This window comes from Cellulomonas fengjieae, from assembly GCF_018388465.1.
Taxonomy (GTDB): domain Bacteria; phylum Actinomycetota; class Actinomycetes; order Actinomycetales; family Cellulomonadaceae; genus Cellulomonas; species Cellulomonas fengjieae.
The window spans coordinates 1,269,932-1,285,348 of record NZ_CP074404.1 but is presented as its reverse complement, the minus strand read 5'-3'; the positions used below and the strand labels follow the sequence as shown (position 1 = coordinate 1,285,348).

Annotated in this window: 14 protein-coding genes; 10 read left to right on the top strand and 4 right to left on the bottom strand. The window is 73.1% G+C overall.

Annotation, left to right across the window (positions count from 1 at the left end; translation table 11 throughout):
* Positions 1-71 precede the first annotated feature (71 nt).
* The 8 genes from KG102_RS05970 to KG102_RS05935 all read left to right on the top strand — a co-directional run bounded on the left by KG102_RS05970 (position 72) and on the right by KG102_RS05935 (position 9,085).
* Complete coding sequence (locus KG102_RS05970; RefSeq protein WP_208289270.1) at positions 72-1,115, top strand: LLM class F420-dependent oxidoreductase; 1,044 nt, start codon at positions 72-74, stop codon at positions 1,113-1,115.
* Between the two features lie 909 nt (positions 1,116-2,024).
* A complete protein-coding gene (locus KG102_RS05965; protein WP_208289271.1) occupies positions 2,025-2,858 on the top strand; it encodes an ABC transporter ATP-binding protein in 834 nt (277 codons plus the stop codon).
* Positions 2,859-2,887: 29 nt separating this feature from the next.
* Positions 2,888-3,943, top strand: a complete 1,056-nt coding sequence (locus KG102_RS05960; RefSeq protein WP_208289272.1) for an aliphatic sulfonate ABC transporter substrate-binding protein — start codon at positions 2,888-2,890, stop codon at positions 3,941-3,943.
* 59 nt (positions 3,944-4,002) lie between these two features.
* Entirely contained in the window at positions 4,003-4,875 is an 873-nt protein-coding gene (locus tag KG102_RS05955; RefSeq protein WP_208214022.1) for an ABC transporter permease, read from the top strand.
* Positions 4,872-6,941: an acetate--CoA ligase gene (gene acs, locus KG102_RS05950; protein ID WP_372438354.1), complete on the top strand. Its 2,070-nt coding sequence runs from the start codon at positions 4,872-4,874 to the stop codon at positions 6,939-6,941. Before KG102_RS05955 ends, acs begins: the two co-directional genes overlap by 4 nt.
* Positions 6,938-8,269, top strand: coding sequence for an O-acetylhomoserine aminocarboxypropyltransferase/cysteine synthase family protein (locus tag KG102_RS05945; RefSeq protein ID WP_208214026.1), 1,332 nt, complete (start codon positions 6,938-6,940; stop codon positions 8,267-8,269). The genes acs and KG102_RS05945 overlap by 4 nt, the downstream gene beginning before the upstream one ends.
* Positions 8,266-8,751 (top strand): CoA-binding protein, encoded by a 486-nt coding sequence (locus tag KG102_RS05940; protein WP_208289274.1) that lies wholly within the window; start codon positions 8,266-8,268, stop codon positions 8,749-8,751. The genes KG102_RS05945 and KG102_RS05940 overlap by 4 nt, the downstream gene beginning before the upstream one ends.
* Positions 8,752-8,755: 4 nt before the next feature.
* The gene (locus KG102_RS05935; RefSeq protein WP_208214029.1) at positions 8,756-9,085 is read left to right on the top strand and encodes an MGMT family protein; all 330 of its coding nucleotides are present in this window, start codon (positions 8,756-8,758) and stop codon (positions 9,083-9,085) included.
* 4 nt (positions 9,086-9,089) lie between these two features.
* On the opposite strand, the gene KG102_RS05930 is transcribed toward KG102_RS05935, so the two are convergent.
* On the bottom strand, positions 9,090-10,181 hold the full coding sequence (locus KG102_RS05930; RefSeq protein ID WP_249667490.1) for a PP2C family protein-serine/threonine phosphatase: 1,092 nt from the start codon (positions 10,179-10,181) through the stop codon (positions 9,090-9,092).
* A gap of 99 nt (positions 10,182-10,280) precedes the next feature.
* On the opposite strand from KG102_RS05930, the gene KG102_RS05925 reads away from it, so the two are divergent.
* Positions 10,281-11,549 (top strand): GNAT family N-acetyltransferase, encoded by a 1,269-nt coding sequence (locus tag KG102_RS05925; protein WP_208289276.1) that lies wholly within the window; start codon positions 10,281-10,283, stop codon positions 11,547-11,549.
* Positions 11,550-11,570: 21 nt separating this feature from the next.
* On the opposite strand, the gene KG102_RS05920 is transcribed toward KG102_RS05925, so the two are convergent.
* A complete protein-coding gene (locus KG102_RS05920) occupies positions 11,571-12,020 on the bottom strand; it encodes a ribose-5-phosphate isomerase (RefSeq protein WP_208289277.1) in 450 nt (149 codons plus the stop codon).
* Between the two features lie 108 nt (positions 12,021-12,128).
* Between KG102_RS05920 and KG102_RS05915 the strand changes: the two genes are divergently transcribed.
* On the top strand, positions 12,129-14,117 hold the full coding sequence (locus KG102_RS05915) for a M13 family metallopeptidase (protein ID WP_208289278.1): 1,989 nt from the start codon (positions 12,129-12,131) through the stop codon (positions 14,115-14,117).
* A 30-nt stretch (positions 14,118-14,147) separates the two neighbouring features.
* Here the strand turns inward: KG102_RS05915 and KG102_RS05910 are convergent, their stop codons facing one another.
* Together KG102_RS05910 and KG102_RS05905 are read right to left on the bottom strand one after the other, a co-directional pair.
* Positions 14,148-14,678, bottom strand: coding sequence for a DUF6636 domain-containing protein (locus KG102_RS05910; RefSeq protein ID WP_208289279.1), 531 nt, complete (start codon positions 14,676-14,678; stop codon positions 14,148-14,150).
* Positions 14,679-14,787: 109 nt separating this feature from the next.
* Positions 14,788-15,399, bottom strand: coding sequence for a mycothiol-dependent nitroreductase Rv2466c family protein (locus KG102_RS05905; RefSeq protein WP_208289280.1), 612 nt, complete (start codon positions 15,397-15,399; stop codon positions 14,788-14,790).
* Between the last annotated feature and the right edge of the window lie 18 nt (positions 15,400-15,417).

The window sequence follows — 15,417 nt, the reverse complement described above, 5'->3', positions numbered from 1 at the left end:
ACGCGATACCCGCGGTCGCAGGTAGCCTGGCGCGGGCGTCGACGGCGACGCCGGACCAGGAGGAACTGACGATGCGGCTGGGCTACCACACGGGCTACTGGTCGGCAGGTCCCCCGCCCGGCGCACAGGAGGCTGTGCTCGGCGCCGAGCAGCTCGGCTTCGACTCCGTCTGGACCGCCGAGGCCTACGGCTCCGACGCCCTGACCCCGCTGGCCTGGTGGGGTGCGCGCACGTCGCGTATCCGGCTCGGCACCGCCATCGCGCAGATCTCGGCGCGCACGCCGACGGCCGCCGCGATGGCCGCCCTCACGCTCGACCACCTGTCCGGCGGCCGGTTCACGCTCGGGCTCGGCGCCTCCGGACCGCAGGTGGTGGAGGGCTGGTACGGCCAGCCCTATCCCCGACCGCTCGCCCGGACGCGCGAGTACGTCGCGATAGTCCGTCAGGTGCTCGCGCGCGAGGCCCCGGTGACGTTCGACGGCCAGTTCTACCGGCTCCCGCTGCCGGCCGACCAGGGCGCCGGCTTGGGCAAGGCGCTGCGTTCGACCGTGCACCCGCTGCGCGCCGACCTGCCGTTCCACCTCGCCGCCGAGGGGCCCAAGAACATCGCGATGTCCGCGGAGATCGGCGACGGCTGGCTCCCGCTGTTCTACTCGCCGCGGATGGATGCGGAGTACCGGACGCTGCTGGCGGAGGGCTTCGCGGCACGGCCCCCGGAGCGCAGCCCGGTCGAGGACTTCGAGGTGGTCGCCACCGTCCCGGTCGTCCTCGGCTCCGACGTCGAGTCCGCCGCGGACGCCGTCCGGCCGTTCATCGCCCTCTATGCCGGCGGGATGGGTGCCAAGGGTGCCAACTACCACCGCGCGGTCCTCGACCGGCTCGGCTACACCGAGGCGTGCGACGAGATCCAGGCCCACTACCTGGCTGGTGACCGCGCCCGGGCGACCGCCGCCGTCCCGCTGGAGCTGGTGCGGGACATCGCCCTCGTGGGCACCGCCGCCGACATCCGTGCGCAGCTGCCGGCATGGGAGGCCACGGCGGTCACGACGATGCTGGTCCAGGCCGACCCGCGCACCCTCCCGGCGGTCGCGGACGCCCTGCGCCCCACCCCCTGACCCACCAACCCCGCCCGGCCCGCTTCCCCCACCCACCCGCCCGCGCCGCCCCGCGCCGCGCCGCGCCGCGCCGCGCCGCGAGATCGTGGGTTCGGTCCGAGATCGTCAGTTCGAACCCACGAGTTCGCGCCGAACCCACGAGTTCGCGGGCGTGGACCGCTCGGGCGGCCACCGCGACGGGGCACGGACAGTGCGCGGCGGGATCGCGCGTCGCTGATGGGGCGGCGGGGGCGGCGGCGTTCGATGACGACCCGAGAACGTGGGTTCGGTCCGAGAGCGGGGGTTCGGTCCAGAACGTGGGTTGGGTCCGGGATCGGTGGTCCGGGCCGAGATCGTGGGTTCGGGCCGAGATCGTGGGTCCGGGCCGAGATCGTGGGTTCGGTCCGAGATCGTGGGTTCGGGCCGAGATCGTGGGTCCGGGCCGAGATCGTGGGTTCGGTCCGAGATCGTGGGTTGGGTCCGAGATCGTCAGTTCGAACCCACGAGGTGGCGCCGAACCCACGAGTTCGCGGGGTTGCCCGTCCGAGCGGAGCGACCCCGCGGCGGGCGCGGCGGCGGGGCGACGAACGCCGATGTGGGCGTGGTCGTGGGCGTCCGTTGCTGTCCTGCGTCGGGACGCGCTACTGTCGTGCCCACCTGCTGGATATCGCGTCTCAGATAGTGAGAGATCGCCGACGTCCATGCTCCGCGCTCGAACCCTGAGGGAGGACCGACAGCCATGACTGTTCGCCTGTCCTCCCCCATGTGTTGTCGGCCTGCGTGCTGTCTCATGCAGCACCGCGCCGGCTCCTGACGCCTCCCCGCGTCCGCCCCTGACCTGATCAGGGGCAGCCGGTGCCCCGCCCCTCCGCGTGGCAGACCGGCTCCCAGCCCGTCCTGGTTGGCCACGCCCGATCCCCCAGGACCCGCATGTCGCTGACCAGCACGCCCGCCCTCGCGCACGTCGCGCACCCCGTGACGCTGCGCGGCGTCCGACGCACCTTCGACACCCCGACCGGCACGCGGACCGTGCTCGCCGGTGTGGACCTCGAGCTTGCGGCCGGTGAGATCGTCGCGCTCGTCGGCCCGTCGGGGTGCGGCAAGTCGACGCTCCTGCGCCAGGTCAGCGGGCTGGACACCCCCGACGAGGGTGCGATCCTCATCGACGGCACCCCCGTGCGCGGCACCGACCCGCGCACCGCGGTGGCGTTCCAGGAGCCGCGGTTGCTCCCGTGGCGGACGCTCACGCAGAACATCGCTCTCGGCCTGCCCCCGGGCACCTCGCGCGCCGCCGGCGCCGGTCGCGTGGCGGACCTGCTGGACCTGGTCGACCTGACGGACTCGGCCGGGCTGCGCCCGCGGCAGGTCTCCGGGGGCATGGCCCAGCGGGCGTCGCTCGCCCGGGCGCTGGCGCGCAACCCCGGTGTGCTGCTGCTCGACGAGCCGTTCGGTGCGCTCGACGCGCTGACCCGGCTGCGCATGCAGGAGCTCCTGCTCGAGGTGCACGCCGCGGAGCCGACCACCGTCGTGCTGGTGACGCACGACGTCGAAGAGGCGCTGTACCTGGCCGACCGCGTCGTGCTGCTGCGCACCCCGGACGGCGACGAGACCAGCGTCGCCCGCGTCATCGACGTGCCGGGTACCCGACCCCGGGACCGCGCCGACAGCACGTTCGCCGAGCTGCGCGCCGAGCTGCTCGAGGGCCTCGGCGTCCCGACGCACCACGTCCACCGTTCGGCCCGAGACCAGCACCACTCCATCTAGCCCCCAGCACCACCCACTCAGGAGAGACGATGAGCATCCGCACCGCCGTGTCCGCCAGACTGTCCGCGACCGTTCTGACCCTCGCGACCGCCCTGGCGCTCACCGGCTGCGTCGCCGGCGAGGACAGCCCCGCCGCCGCACCCGAGCCCGACAGCACCGCATCGGGTGACGCCCCCGTCGAGTGGAGCGCCGACGTGCTCAACATCGACTTCGCGACGTACAACCCGCTGAGCCTGGTCATCAAGGACCAGGGCTGGCTCGAGGACGCCCTGGGCGACGACGTGACCGTGAACTGGATCCAGTCCGCGGGGTCCAACAAGGCCAACGAGGCGCTGCGCGCGGGCGCGGTGGACGTGGGGTCGACGGCCGGCTCGGCGGCGCTGCTCGCTCGCTCCAACGGGTCCCCCATCAAGGCCATCGACATCTACTCCCAGCCGGAGTGGTCCGCGATCGTCGTGCCGCAGGGTTCCGACATCACCGACGTCAGCCAGCTGGCCGGCAAGTCGGTCGCCGCCACCAAGGGCACGGACCCGTACTTCTTCCTCCTCCAGTCGCTCGAGGAGGCAGGCGTCCCGCTGGACCAGGTCGAGGTGCAGAACCTGCAGCACGCCGACGGCAAGGCCGCCCTGGAGAACGGCTCGGTCGTGGCCTGGTCCGGGCTCGACCCGCTGATGGCCGCGAGCGAGGCGACGGCCGGCTCGACGCTGCTGTACCGCAACGTCGACTTCAACACCTACGGCTTCCTCAACGCCACCGAGTCGTTCCTGGAGAAGAGCCCCGACCTCGCCCAGCTCGTGGTCGACACGTACGAGAAGGCGCGTGCGTGGGCACTGGAGAACCCGGACGAGGTCGTCTCGATCCTCGCCGAGGTGGCTGCGATCGACCCGGCCGTGGCGAACACGGTGATCACCGAGCGCACCACGCTGGACCTCGACCCGGTCCCCGGCGAGGCGCAGCGCAAGGTGCTCGAGATCGTCGGCCCGATCTTCGTCGCGAACGGCGACGTGCCGACGCAGGCCGCCGTGGACACGGCGCTCGACGAGCTGTTCGAGCCGTCGTTCGCCGAGAACGCCGACCCGTCCTGAACCGCACTGCCGCCCCCGGGACGCTCCGGGGGCGGCAGGATCCCTGCCCAGGAGCTGACATGTCCGCACCGCCCGTCGCCGGCACGTCGACGCCGATCCTTGACCGGGACGGCCGGCCGCACCGCGCGTTCAACCCGTTCGACAACGGGTCACGCCGACCGTCGTCGACGGGGCCGCTCAACCGACGCGGCACCCGCGCCCTGGTCGGCCTGGCCCTCCCGGTTCTCGTGCTCGTCCTCTGGCAGTGGGTCACCAGCGCCGGGATCGTCGCGCCGTACCAGCTGCCCAGCCCCGCCTCGGTGTGGAACGCGGCGGTCGACCTGGCCGAGCGCAACCTGCTGGCGCCCTACGTCGCCATCTCCACGCAACGCGTGCTCATCGGCTTCGCGATCGGCAGCGCGATCGGGCTGCTGCTCGGCGCGGTCGTCGGCCTCTCGCGGCTCGGGGACGCCCTGCTGGCGCCCACGCTCGGCGCCATCCGCGCCGTCCCGTCACTCGCCTGGGTCCCGCTGCTCATCCTCTGGATGAAGATCGGCGAGGACTCCAAGATCACGCTCATCGCGATCGGCGCCTTCTTCCCCGTCTACACCACGGTCGCGTCCGCGCTGCGGCACGTCGACCCGCACCTGGTCGAGGCCGGCCGCGCGTACGGGCTGCGGGGCGTACGCCTGTTCTCCGGCGTGCAGCTGCCCGCCGTCCTGCCGTCGGTGGTGTCCGGGCTGCGGCTGGCGCTCGCACAGTCGTGGCTGTTCCTGGTCGCCGCCGAGCTCATCGCGTCCTCGATGGGACTGGGCTTCCTGCTCATGGAGTCGGGCAACAACGGGCGCGTCGACCGCATCATCCTCGCGATCATCCTGCTGGCCCTGCTGGGCAAGCTGACCGACAGCCTCATCGGGCTGGCCGAGAAGTACCTGCTGAAGAGATGGGCATGACCTCCACGATCTCGACCCTGCAGACCGAGGCACGCACCTACGACCCGCCGGCCGGGTTCGACGCGAACGTGGGGCCGGAGGCCTTCGACCGCGCCGAGGCCGACCCGGTCGCGTTCTGGGAGGACGCCGCCCGCCGGCTCGACTGGGCCACCCCCTGGCACACCGCCCACACGTGGGCTCCCCCGGTCGACGACGGCCACGGCGGGCTCACCGTCCCGGTGGCGCAGTGGTTCGTCGGCGGAACGCTCAACGTCGCCGTGAACTGCGTGGACCGGCACGTCGAGGCCGGCCGCGGCGCCAAGGTCGCGCTGCACGTCGAGGGCGAGCCGGGCGACCGCCGCACGCTGACCTACGCCGACCTGCAGCGCGAGGTGTCCCGGGCGGCGCACGCGCTGACCGCTCTGGGCATCGGCCCCGGAGACCGCGTCGTGGTCTACCTGCCCGTGCTGGCCGAGACGATCATCGTCACGCTCGCCATCGCGCGGATCGGCGCGGTGCACTCCCTGGTGTTCGGCGGCTTCTCCGCGGAGGCCGTGCGTTTCCGGGTGCAGGACACGGGAGCCAAGCTGCTGGTCACCAGCGACGGGCAGTACCGCCGCGGGCGGGCCGTCGAGGTGAAGTCCGCCGCCGACGAGGCCGTCGCCGGGCTGGACCACGTCGAGCACGTGCTCGTGGTGCGCCGGACCGGTCAGGACGTGCCGTGGACGGACGGCCGGGACGTCTGGTGGCACGACGTGGTGGACACCGCGCCCGACGTGCACGAGGCGCAGGCCTTCGACGCCGAGCACCCGCTGTTCATCATCTACACCTCGGGCACCACCGGGAAGCCGAAGGGCCTGGTGCACACGTCCGGCGGGTACCTCACGCACGCCGCGTGGGCGCACTGGGCGCACTTCGACGCCAAGCCCGACGACGTGCACTGGTGCACCGCCGACCTGGCGTGGGTCACCGCGCACACCTACGAGATCTACGGGCCGCTGGCCAACGGGCTCACGCAGGTGATCTACGAGGGCACCCCGGACAACCCGCACCGCGAGCGCCACCTCGAGATCATCGAGCGCTACGGCGTGACCGTCTACTACACGGCGCCGACCCTCATCCGGACGTTCATGACGTGGTTCGGCGACGAGCTGCCCGCAGGGCACGACCTGTCGTCGGTCCGGCTGCTCGGCACCGTCGGTGAGTCGATCAACCCCGAGGCGTGGGTGTGGTTCCGCCGCACGTTCGGCGCGGGCACCGCCCCGGTGGTCGACACGTGGTGGCAGTCCGAGACGGGTGCCGCGATGATCGCGCCCCTGCCCGGCAGCACCGTGCTCAAGCCGGGTTCCGCCACGCGCCCGCTGCCGGGCATCTCGGCGAAGGTCGTCGACGACGCCGGTGTCGAGGTCGGTCCGGGCGAGGGCGGCCTGCTCGTCGTCGACCGGCCCTGGCCCGGGATGGCCCGCACCATCTGGGGCGACCCGCAGCGCTACCTCGACGCGTACTGGCGGCGGTTCGCCGGGCACGGCGAGCACGGCGGCTACTTCCTGGCGGGCGACGGCGCCTCCTACGACGCCGACAAGTACGTCTGGCTGCTCGGGCGCCTGGACGACGTGGTCAACGTCGCCGGGCACCGGCTGTCGACCATCGAGATCGAGTCCGCCCTCGTCGCGCATCCGGCCGTCGGCGAGGCCGGCGTCGCGGGCGTGCACGACGACGTGACGGGGCAGGCCGTCGCCGCGTTCGTCGTGCCCGCGCGACCCCCCGGAGCGGTCGACGACGTCGACGCCTGGCTGGCAGCGACCGACGCCCTGCGCGAGGAGCTGCGCGCGCAGGTCGGCCGCGAGATCGGCGCCGTCGCCAAGCCGCGGCACGTGCTGCTGGTGCCCGACCTGCCCAAGACCCGGTCGGGCAAGATCATGCGGCGCCTGCTCGCCCAGATCCTCGACGGCTCGCCCCTCGGCGACGTCACGTCCCTGCAGAACCCGTGGGCGGTCGACGACGTCGCCGCCCTGGTGGCACGGCGTACCGTGCTGCCCACCGACCGCCCGCTCACCCGCACGACGAAGGCCGAGGAGTCCGCATGACCAACCCCGACCACCGGTTCGGCTTCCGCACGCGGGCGCTGCACGCCGGCGGGATCCCCGACGCGACCACGGGTGCCCGCGCGGTGCCGATCTACCAGACGACGTCGTTCGTGTTCCAGGACACCGCCGACGCCGCCAACCTGTTCGCGCTGCAGAAGTACGGCAACATCTACTCGCGCATCGGCAACCCCACGGTCGCGGCCCTGGAGGAGCGGATCGCCTCGCTCGAGGGCGGCATCGGTGCCGTCGCGACGGCGTCGGGCATGTCGGCGGAGTTCATCACGTTCGCCGCGCTCGTCGGTGCCGGGGACCACCTCGTCGCGTCCGCCCAGCTGTACGGCGGGACCGTCACCGCGCTCGACGTGACGCTGCGCCGGTTCGGCGTCGAGACCACGTTCGTGCCGGGCACCGACCCCGCCGACTACGCCGCGGCGATCCGGCCGGAGACCAAGGCGCTCTACGTGGAGGTCATCGCCAACCCGTCGGGCGAGATCGCGGACCTGGCCGGGCTGGCCGAGGTCGCGCACGCCGCCGGGGTCCCCCTGGTGGTCGACGCGACGCTGGCCACGCCGTACCTGGTGCGCCCGATCGAGCACGGCGCGGACATCGTCATCCACTCCGTCACCAAGTTCCTGGGCGGGCACGGCACCACGTTGGGCGGCGTCGTCGTGGAGTCCGGCCGGTTCGACTGGGGCAGCGGTCGGTTCCCGCAGATGACCGAGCCCGTGGCCTCCTACGGCGGCGTGCGGTGGTGGGAGAACTTCGGCGAGTACGGCTTCCTGACCAAGCTCCGCTCGGAGCAGCTGCGGGACATCGGGCCCGCGCTCTCGCCGCAGTCCGCGTTCAACCTGCTCCAGGGCGTGGAGACGCTCCCCCAGCGCCTCGACGCGCACGTCGCCAACGCGCGGCTGGTCGCGGAGTGGCTCGAGGCCGACCCCCGGGTCTCCTACGTCAACTGGGCCGGGCTGCCCAGCCACCCGCACCACGAGCGCGCGAAGCACTACCTGCCGCTCGGTCCCGGCGCCGTGTTCGCGTTCGGTCTGCGGGCGACGGACGCGCAGGACGGCCGGGCGATCGGCCAGTCCTTCATCGAGAACCTGCAGCTGGCCAGCCACCTGGCCAACGTGGGCGACGCGCGCACGCTCGTCATCCACCCCGGGTCCACCACCCACCAGCAGCTGAGCACCGAGCAGCTGGAGGCGGCCGGCGTGGCCGCCGACCTGGTGCGGATCAGCGTGGGCATCGAGGACGGCGAGGACATCCTCTGGGACCTCGACCAGGCGCTGACCGCGGCCACCGGCCGCACCCGGACGGGGGTCGCCGCATGAGCGCGCGCACCTGGCAGGGACCGAGCGCCCCGGAGCGACTCGCGCTGCTGCACGGCACGAAGTCGATCGCGATCGTCGGGGCCTCGAACAACCCCGCGCGGGCCAGCTACTTCGTCGCCACCTACCTGCTGTCCAGCTCCCCGTACGACGTGTACTTCGTCAACCCTCGGGCCGACGAGATCCTCGGCCGGCCGGTGTACCCGTCTCTCGAGTCGCTGCCGGTGGTACCCGACCTGGTCGACGTGTTCCGACGCCACGACGACCTGCCGACCGTGCTGGACGAGACCCTGGCCGTCGGCGCGAAGGCGCTGTGGCTGCAGCTCGGGTCGTGGCACGAGGACGTCGCCCGGCACGGCGAGGCCGGCGGGCTGACCGTGGTGATGGACCGCTGCGTGAAGATCGAGCACGCCCGGTTCCACGGCGGCCTGCACCTGGGAGGCTTCGACACGGGCGTCATCAGCTCCAAGCGCGCCCTGGGCTGAGCCCGTGGACGACGACTACGCGGAGGCCGTCCTCGACCTCGTGGCCGCCATCCCGCCGGGCCGCGCGATGACCTACGGCACCGTCGCGGAGGTCGTCGGAGACCTGCTGGAGCAGCGCGACGGGGTGCGCCGGGGCGGTCCGCGTCAGGTGGGCCAGGTGATGAGCCGCGCCGGGTCCGGGGTGCCGTGGTGGCGCGTCGTCAACGCCGCGGGCAGCCCGCCCGCGCGTCACGTCACGCGTGCGGTGGCGCTGCTCGCCGACGAGGGCACCCCGCTGACGGCCGACGGGACGCGCGTCGCGCTGCGCCGCGCGATCTGGTTCCCCGACGACTGACGCGTCACGCCCGCTGGATCAGCACGACCGCCCGGTCGTCGTCGTCGCCGGCACGCACGCCCGCCAGCACCGCCGCCGCGGACCCGCGCCCGGGTGCCAGGACCCGGTCCGCCGCGCCCATGAGCCGGTCGATGCCCTGCTCCAGGTCTCCCCCTCGCGCCTCGATGAGGCCGTCCGTGTAGAGGAGCAGGACGTCGCCCTGGTCGAGGCGACCGGTCAGCGCGGCGCACCGCAGGTCGGCGACCACGCCGAGAGCCGGGGCGCCGACCGTGTCGAGCAGCTCCATCCGGCCGGACCCGGCGTGCAGCTGCATCGCCGGCGGGTGCCCTGCCGACGACACCGTGAAGTCCCCGGTCCTCAGGTCGACGACCACGTGGATCGCCGTCGCGAACCCCTCGGCCCACGCCTGGGCGAGCAGGTACCCGTTCGCGGCGCCGAGGAACTCCTCGCGCGGCAGCGCCCCCAGCAGGCCACCGAACGCGCCCGAGAGCTGCAGCGAGCGGACGCCGGCGCCCATCCCCTTGCCGGACACGTCGACCAGCACGATCTCGAGCGTGGTGCCGCCGGCTCGCGTACCGGCCACCATGAAGTCGCCGGAGAAGCCCTCGGCGTGCGCCGACCGGATCTCGCTGTCCACCCGCCAGCCCGCGGGCAGCGGTGGGACCCGCCCGTGGGCGGCCAGCCGGTCGCGCAGGTCGACGAGCATCCGGTCGCCGGGTGCCCCCCGCAGGCCGAGCCGCTGCCGTTCGCGTGCGAACACGCCGATCGCCACCACGGACAGGGTGAGGACAGCGAGGAACCCGGGGGTGATCGACTCCGCGCCCCACCACCACAGGCCCCACGCGCAGACCAGGACGGTGCCGCCCAGGACGGCCAGGGGGCGCAGCCGCAGCAGGAAGACGGCCACGACCTCGAGCAGCAGGAACGTCGCGGGAGGGACCCAGTCCGGGTCCGCCGCGATGCCCACCGTGAGGAGTCCCGCGACGAGCAGGAGCACGGCCGTGAGCGTGACCTGGGACCGCTGGCTCCACCGGCGCAGCGCGGCCGAGGCGCGCGTCAGCGGAACACGCGCCGAACCCGCTCTGGCTCTTTCCACGGCGCGAGCGTATCCGCAGGTCATCGGCACGAGGTATCCCGCGCCGCCGCGCACATAAGGGGGTGCCCGGACCGGCTCGGATGGCGGACGATGGCGGTCATGAGCCCTCTTCCCGATGGATACCGCCTCGTCGACGTGCCGGAGAGCCGCAAGGACGAGTTCCTCGAGGTCGACCGCCTCGCCTTCGCCTTCGACTCGAACGCGGAGACCGACGCCCTGGTGCCGATCACCTTCACCTGGGACCGCACGCAGGCGGTCGAGGACCCGGAGGGCCGGCTCGCGGCGGTGCACGCCTCCTACGCCCACACGATGCCCGTGCCCGGCGGGACGATCGCCTGCTCCGGCCTGACCTGGGTGGGTGCCCGGCCGGACGAGCGGCGACGCGGCCTGCTGACCGCGATGATCGACTCCCACTTCGCCCGGTCGCTCGACCGTGGTGAGCCGATCTCCGCGCTGTTCGCGGCCGAGCACGCGATCTACGGACGGTACGGGTACGGGTCGGCGGCGGACGACGTCCGGGTGAAGATCGCACGTGGCGCCGCGCTCCGGGACACGCCCGGCAGCGCCGACCTCACGATCAGGCTCGCGACGGTGGACGTCGCGCAGCACAGCGAGCTCGTCGACACCCTCCACCGGGCGGCCGGCGCCGGTCGCCCGGGCTGGACCACCCGGGACTCGGAGGCGTGGCGGATCCGCATGCTCGTCGACCCGCCGGCGTGGCGCGAGGGCGGCGAGCCGCTGCGCATCGCGACCGTGCACGACCCGGCGGGCGCCGTCCGTGGGTACGCGCTGTTCCGGCGCAAGGAGAACTGGTCCGAGACCGGACCCGCCGGCACGGTCAAGGTGCGCGAGGCGGCCGCCGTCGACGCCGCCGCGACGCACCGCCTCTGGTCGTTCCTGCTGGACCTGGACCTCATGGCCACCATCGAGAGCCCGATGCTCCCGGTCGACGACGCCCTCCTGCACCTGCTGGTCGACGCCCGCGCGGTCACACCGAGGGTGAGCGACAACGTCTGGGTCCGGTTGCTCGACCTGCCCGTCGCGCTCGCCGGCCGCCGGTACGCGGCACCGGTCGACGTGGTGCTCGACGTCACCGATGCCCGACTGCCCGCGAACGCCGGGCGGTGGCGCCTGACCACCGGTGACCGCCTGGACGACGGCACCTACCCCGCCGAGGTGAGCCGGACCGAGGACGAGGCCGACCTGCGGCTCGACGTCCGCGAGCTCGGCGCCGCCTACCTGGGCGGCCGCTCGCTCGTCGCGCAGGGGCGCGCGGGGCTGGTCACCGAGCAGACGCCCGGTGCGCTGCACGCCGCGGCGGTCGCCTTCGGCTGGCCCGTGGCGCCCGTGTGCACCTATGTGTGGTGACGCCGGGCTGTCCGGAGACGCTCAGCGGGCCGCTTCGTAGGCCGCGAGGAGGTCGATCCGGCGCTGGTGGCGCGGGTCGTGGCTGAACGGCTCGGCCACGAACGCGTCCACCAGCTCCAGCGCCTCGTCGACCGAGTGCTGCCGGGCGCCGATGGCGACGACGTTCGCGTCGTTGTGCTGGCGGCCCAGCTGCGCGGTCGCGAGGTTCCACGCGAGGGCGGCACGCACGCCGATGACCTTGTTGGCCGCGATCTGCTCGCCGTTGCCCGACCCGCCGATGACGACCCCGAGCGACCCCGGGTCGGCGACGACCGCCTCACCCGTCGCGAAGCAGAACGGCGGGTAGTCGTCGAGCGCGTCGTAGGTGTCGGCTCCGTGGTCCACGACGTCGTGCCCTGCGGCGCGCAGGTGCTCGACGAGCGCGACCTTGAGCTCGTAGCCGGCATGGTCGGAGGCGACGTGGATGCGCATGGGGAACATCCTGCCGCACCTCACCGGCGGCGCCGGGCGCGAGCCTGACCGATCCGCCCTGCGCATAAGGGTCGCCCTGCGCCACGCAGCCGTCCGTAGGCTGTGCCCATGACGCGAAGTGGCATCGACCTCACCGCCCTCGACCCCGACATCCGCCCCCAGGACGACCTGTACGCCTACGTCAACGGGCGTTGGATCGCCTCGCACGAGATCCCGGCGGACCGCGCGATGGACGGCTCCTTCCGCGCCCTGCACGACAAGGCGGAGGAGCAGGTCCGCGACATCATCACCGATGCGGGCGCCAACGTCGCCGCCGGTGGGTCCGCGGACCCGGTCGAGGCCAAGGTCGGCGCCGTCTACGCGTCGTTCATGGACACCGCGGCCGTCGCGCTGGCCGGCACCGCCCCGCTGCGCACCGACCTCTCGCTCGTGCAGGCTGCGACGACGCAGGCCGAGCTCACGGGGGCGCTCGGCGCGCTGCAGCGCACGGGCGCCGGCGGCGCGGTCGGGTTCTTCGTGGACAACGACGCCAAGGAGCCCACCCGCTACGTGGTCCACCTCGCGCAGGGCGGCCTGGGCCTGCCGGACGAGGCCTACTACCGTGACGAGCAGTACGCGGCCGTGCTGGCCGCCTACCGCCCGCACGTGGCGCGCATGCTGACCCTCGGCGGGGTGGCCTCCGACGACGCTCGGGCCGACGAGCTGGCGGGGCGCGTCGTCGCCCTGGAGACCAAGCTCGCCGCCGGGCACTGGGACGTGGTCAAGGACCGGGACGCGGACCTGACGTACAACGCGCTGACGCTCGCGGAGCTGGCCGAGCGGGCCCCCGGCTTCGACTGGCACTCCTGGGTGCTGGCGATGGGCGCCCCCGCCGGCTCGTTCGACCAGCTGATCGTGCGCGAGCCGACGTTCGCGGAGGCGTTCGCCACCCTCTGGGCCTCCGAGCCGCTCGAGGACTGGCAGGCCTGGCTGACATACCACGTGATCTCCGACCGGGCGCCGTACCTGACCGACGAGCTGGTCGAGGCGAACTTCGACTTCTACGGCCGCACGCTGACCGGGGCGCAGGAGCTGCGTGACCGGTGGAAGCGCGGGGTGTCCCTGGTGCAGGGCGTGCTCGGCGAGGCCGTCGGCAAGGTCTACGTGGACCGGCACTTCCCGCCCGCGCACAAGGCGCGGATGGAGGAGCTGGTCACCAACATCGTCGCCGCGTACCGGGAGTCCATCTCGCAGCTGGACTGGATGGGCGAGCAGACGCGCGCCAAGGCGCTGGCCAAGCTCGAGGCGTTCACCCCGAAGATCGGCTACCCGGTCCGGTGGCGGGACTACTCGGCGCTCGAGGTGTCCGCGGACGACCTGCTGGGCAACGTGCGGCGGGCCTACGCGTTCGAGCAGGACCACGAGCTGGCCAAGATCGGCAAGCCGATCGACCGCGACGAGTGGTTCATGACGCCCCAGACGGTGAACGCCTACTACAACCCGGGGATGAACGAGATCGTCTTCCCCGCCGCGATCCTGCAGCCGCCGTTCTTCGACGCGGACGCCGACGACGCCGTCAACTACGGCGGCATCGGTGCCGTGATCGGGCACGAGATCGGCCACGGATTCGACGACCAGGGGTCGAAGTACGACGGCGAGGGGCGCCTGGAGGACTGGTGGACGCCGGACGACCGCGCCGAGTTCGAGACGCGGACCAAGGCCCTGATCGACCAGTACTCGCAGTTCTCCCCCGTGCAGCTGGGCGGCTCGCACCACGTGAACGGGGAGCTGACGGTCGGGGAGAACATCGGTGACCTGGGCGGGCTGTCGATCGCGTTCACGGCCTACCGGATCGCGCTCGGCACCCCCCTCGACGAGGCACCGGTGGTCGACGGGCTGACCGGCGCGCAGCGCATGCTGCTCGGCTGGGCCCAGGTGTGGCGGTCGAAGGGCCGCGACGAGGAGATGATCCGCCGGATCGCGACCGACCCGCACTCGCCGAACGAGTTCCGCTGCAACGGCGTGGTCCGCAACGTGGACGAGTTCTACGCGGCGTACGACGTGCAGCCGGGTGACGCCCTGTACCTCGCCCCCGAGGACCGCGTCCGGATCTGGTGACGCACGCGCCTCCTGGGCCCGGGGCCCCGCTCAGGCGGGGAGCTCGGCCCAGGAGGCGCGCGCCAGCCGGAAGCCCACGTCGGACGCGTCGGTGCACTGGACGCCGTCGGTCGCGCTGCGGCAGGTGTAGTCCCCGACGCTGGTCGTCTCGCCGTACTGCAGCACCGGGACGTCGTCGCCCGCGACCGCGGGCGGCGGTCCGCTCACGCACTCGAACGCGACGCCGTCGGCGTTCAGCGCCAGGACGTGGCCGGTCAGGTCGGAGCACCCGTCCACGACCGGCGGGGCGTAGGTGTAGCTCGCGATGGTGCAGGTGACACCGTCCACCGACATGGTGCACGCGATGTTGCCGGTGGGCGACGCGAACTCGACGGGCTCGGTGGAGGTGGCGGACGCGGTCGACGACGGCCGGCTCGACGCGCTGGCGGTGGCGCTCGCCTCGTCGCCCGCGCCCTCGGCCCCGTCGCCGCCGCTGAAGAAGACGACCGCGAGGACGGCGAGGAGCACCACCAGCACCACGTCGATGATGACGAAGAGCCGGACGTTGCGTGCCGAGGTCATACTGCTCCGTTCGTCCCCGTGGGGGTCAGCCGTCCGCCCGGTCCGGGCGCAGTCGGCGACCAGGATCACATGAGACGAACCGGGCGATCCACCCGCGTCCCTGTGACCCTCAGAACGACGGGCCGGCCGTCCGCGTCCGCTTGAGCTCGTAGAAGCCCGGCACGCTCGTCATGAGGACCAGCCCGTCGAAGAGCCGACCCGCGGCGTCACCCGTGGGGGCCGGGGTGATGACCGGGCCGAAGAAGCCGACGCCGTCGATCGCCACGACGGGGGTGCCCACGTCCTCGCCGACCAGGCTGATCCCCGCCCGGTGCGACTCGCGCAGGAGGTCGTCGACCTCGTCGGTGCCCGCGACCTCGGCCAGGTCGGCGGACAGGCCCACCTCGGCCAGCGACTCCGCGATGATCGCGTCGGTGTCGGTGCGGCCGCCGGGGTGGCGGCGGCTGCCCATGGCGTCGTACAGCGGCTTGATGACCTTGTCGCCGTGGTCGCGGGCGGCGGCGATGATGACGCGCACCGGACCCCACGCCGCGTCCATCGCCGCGCGGTAGCTCTCCGGCAGGTCGCGGCCCTCGTTGAGCACCGCGAGGCTCATCACGTGCCAGCGGACCTCGACGTCCCGGATCGCGCTCACCTCGTCCATCCAGCGCGACGTCATCCACGCCCAGGGACACGCGGGGTCGAACCAGAAGTCGACGACGGGACGGTCGGGCGTGCTCACAGAGGCCTCCAGGGAAGT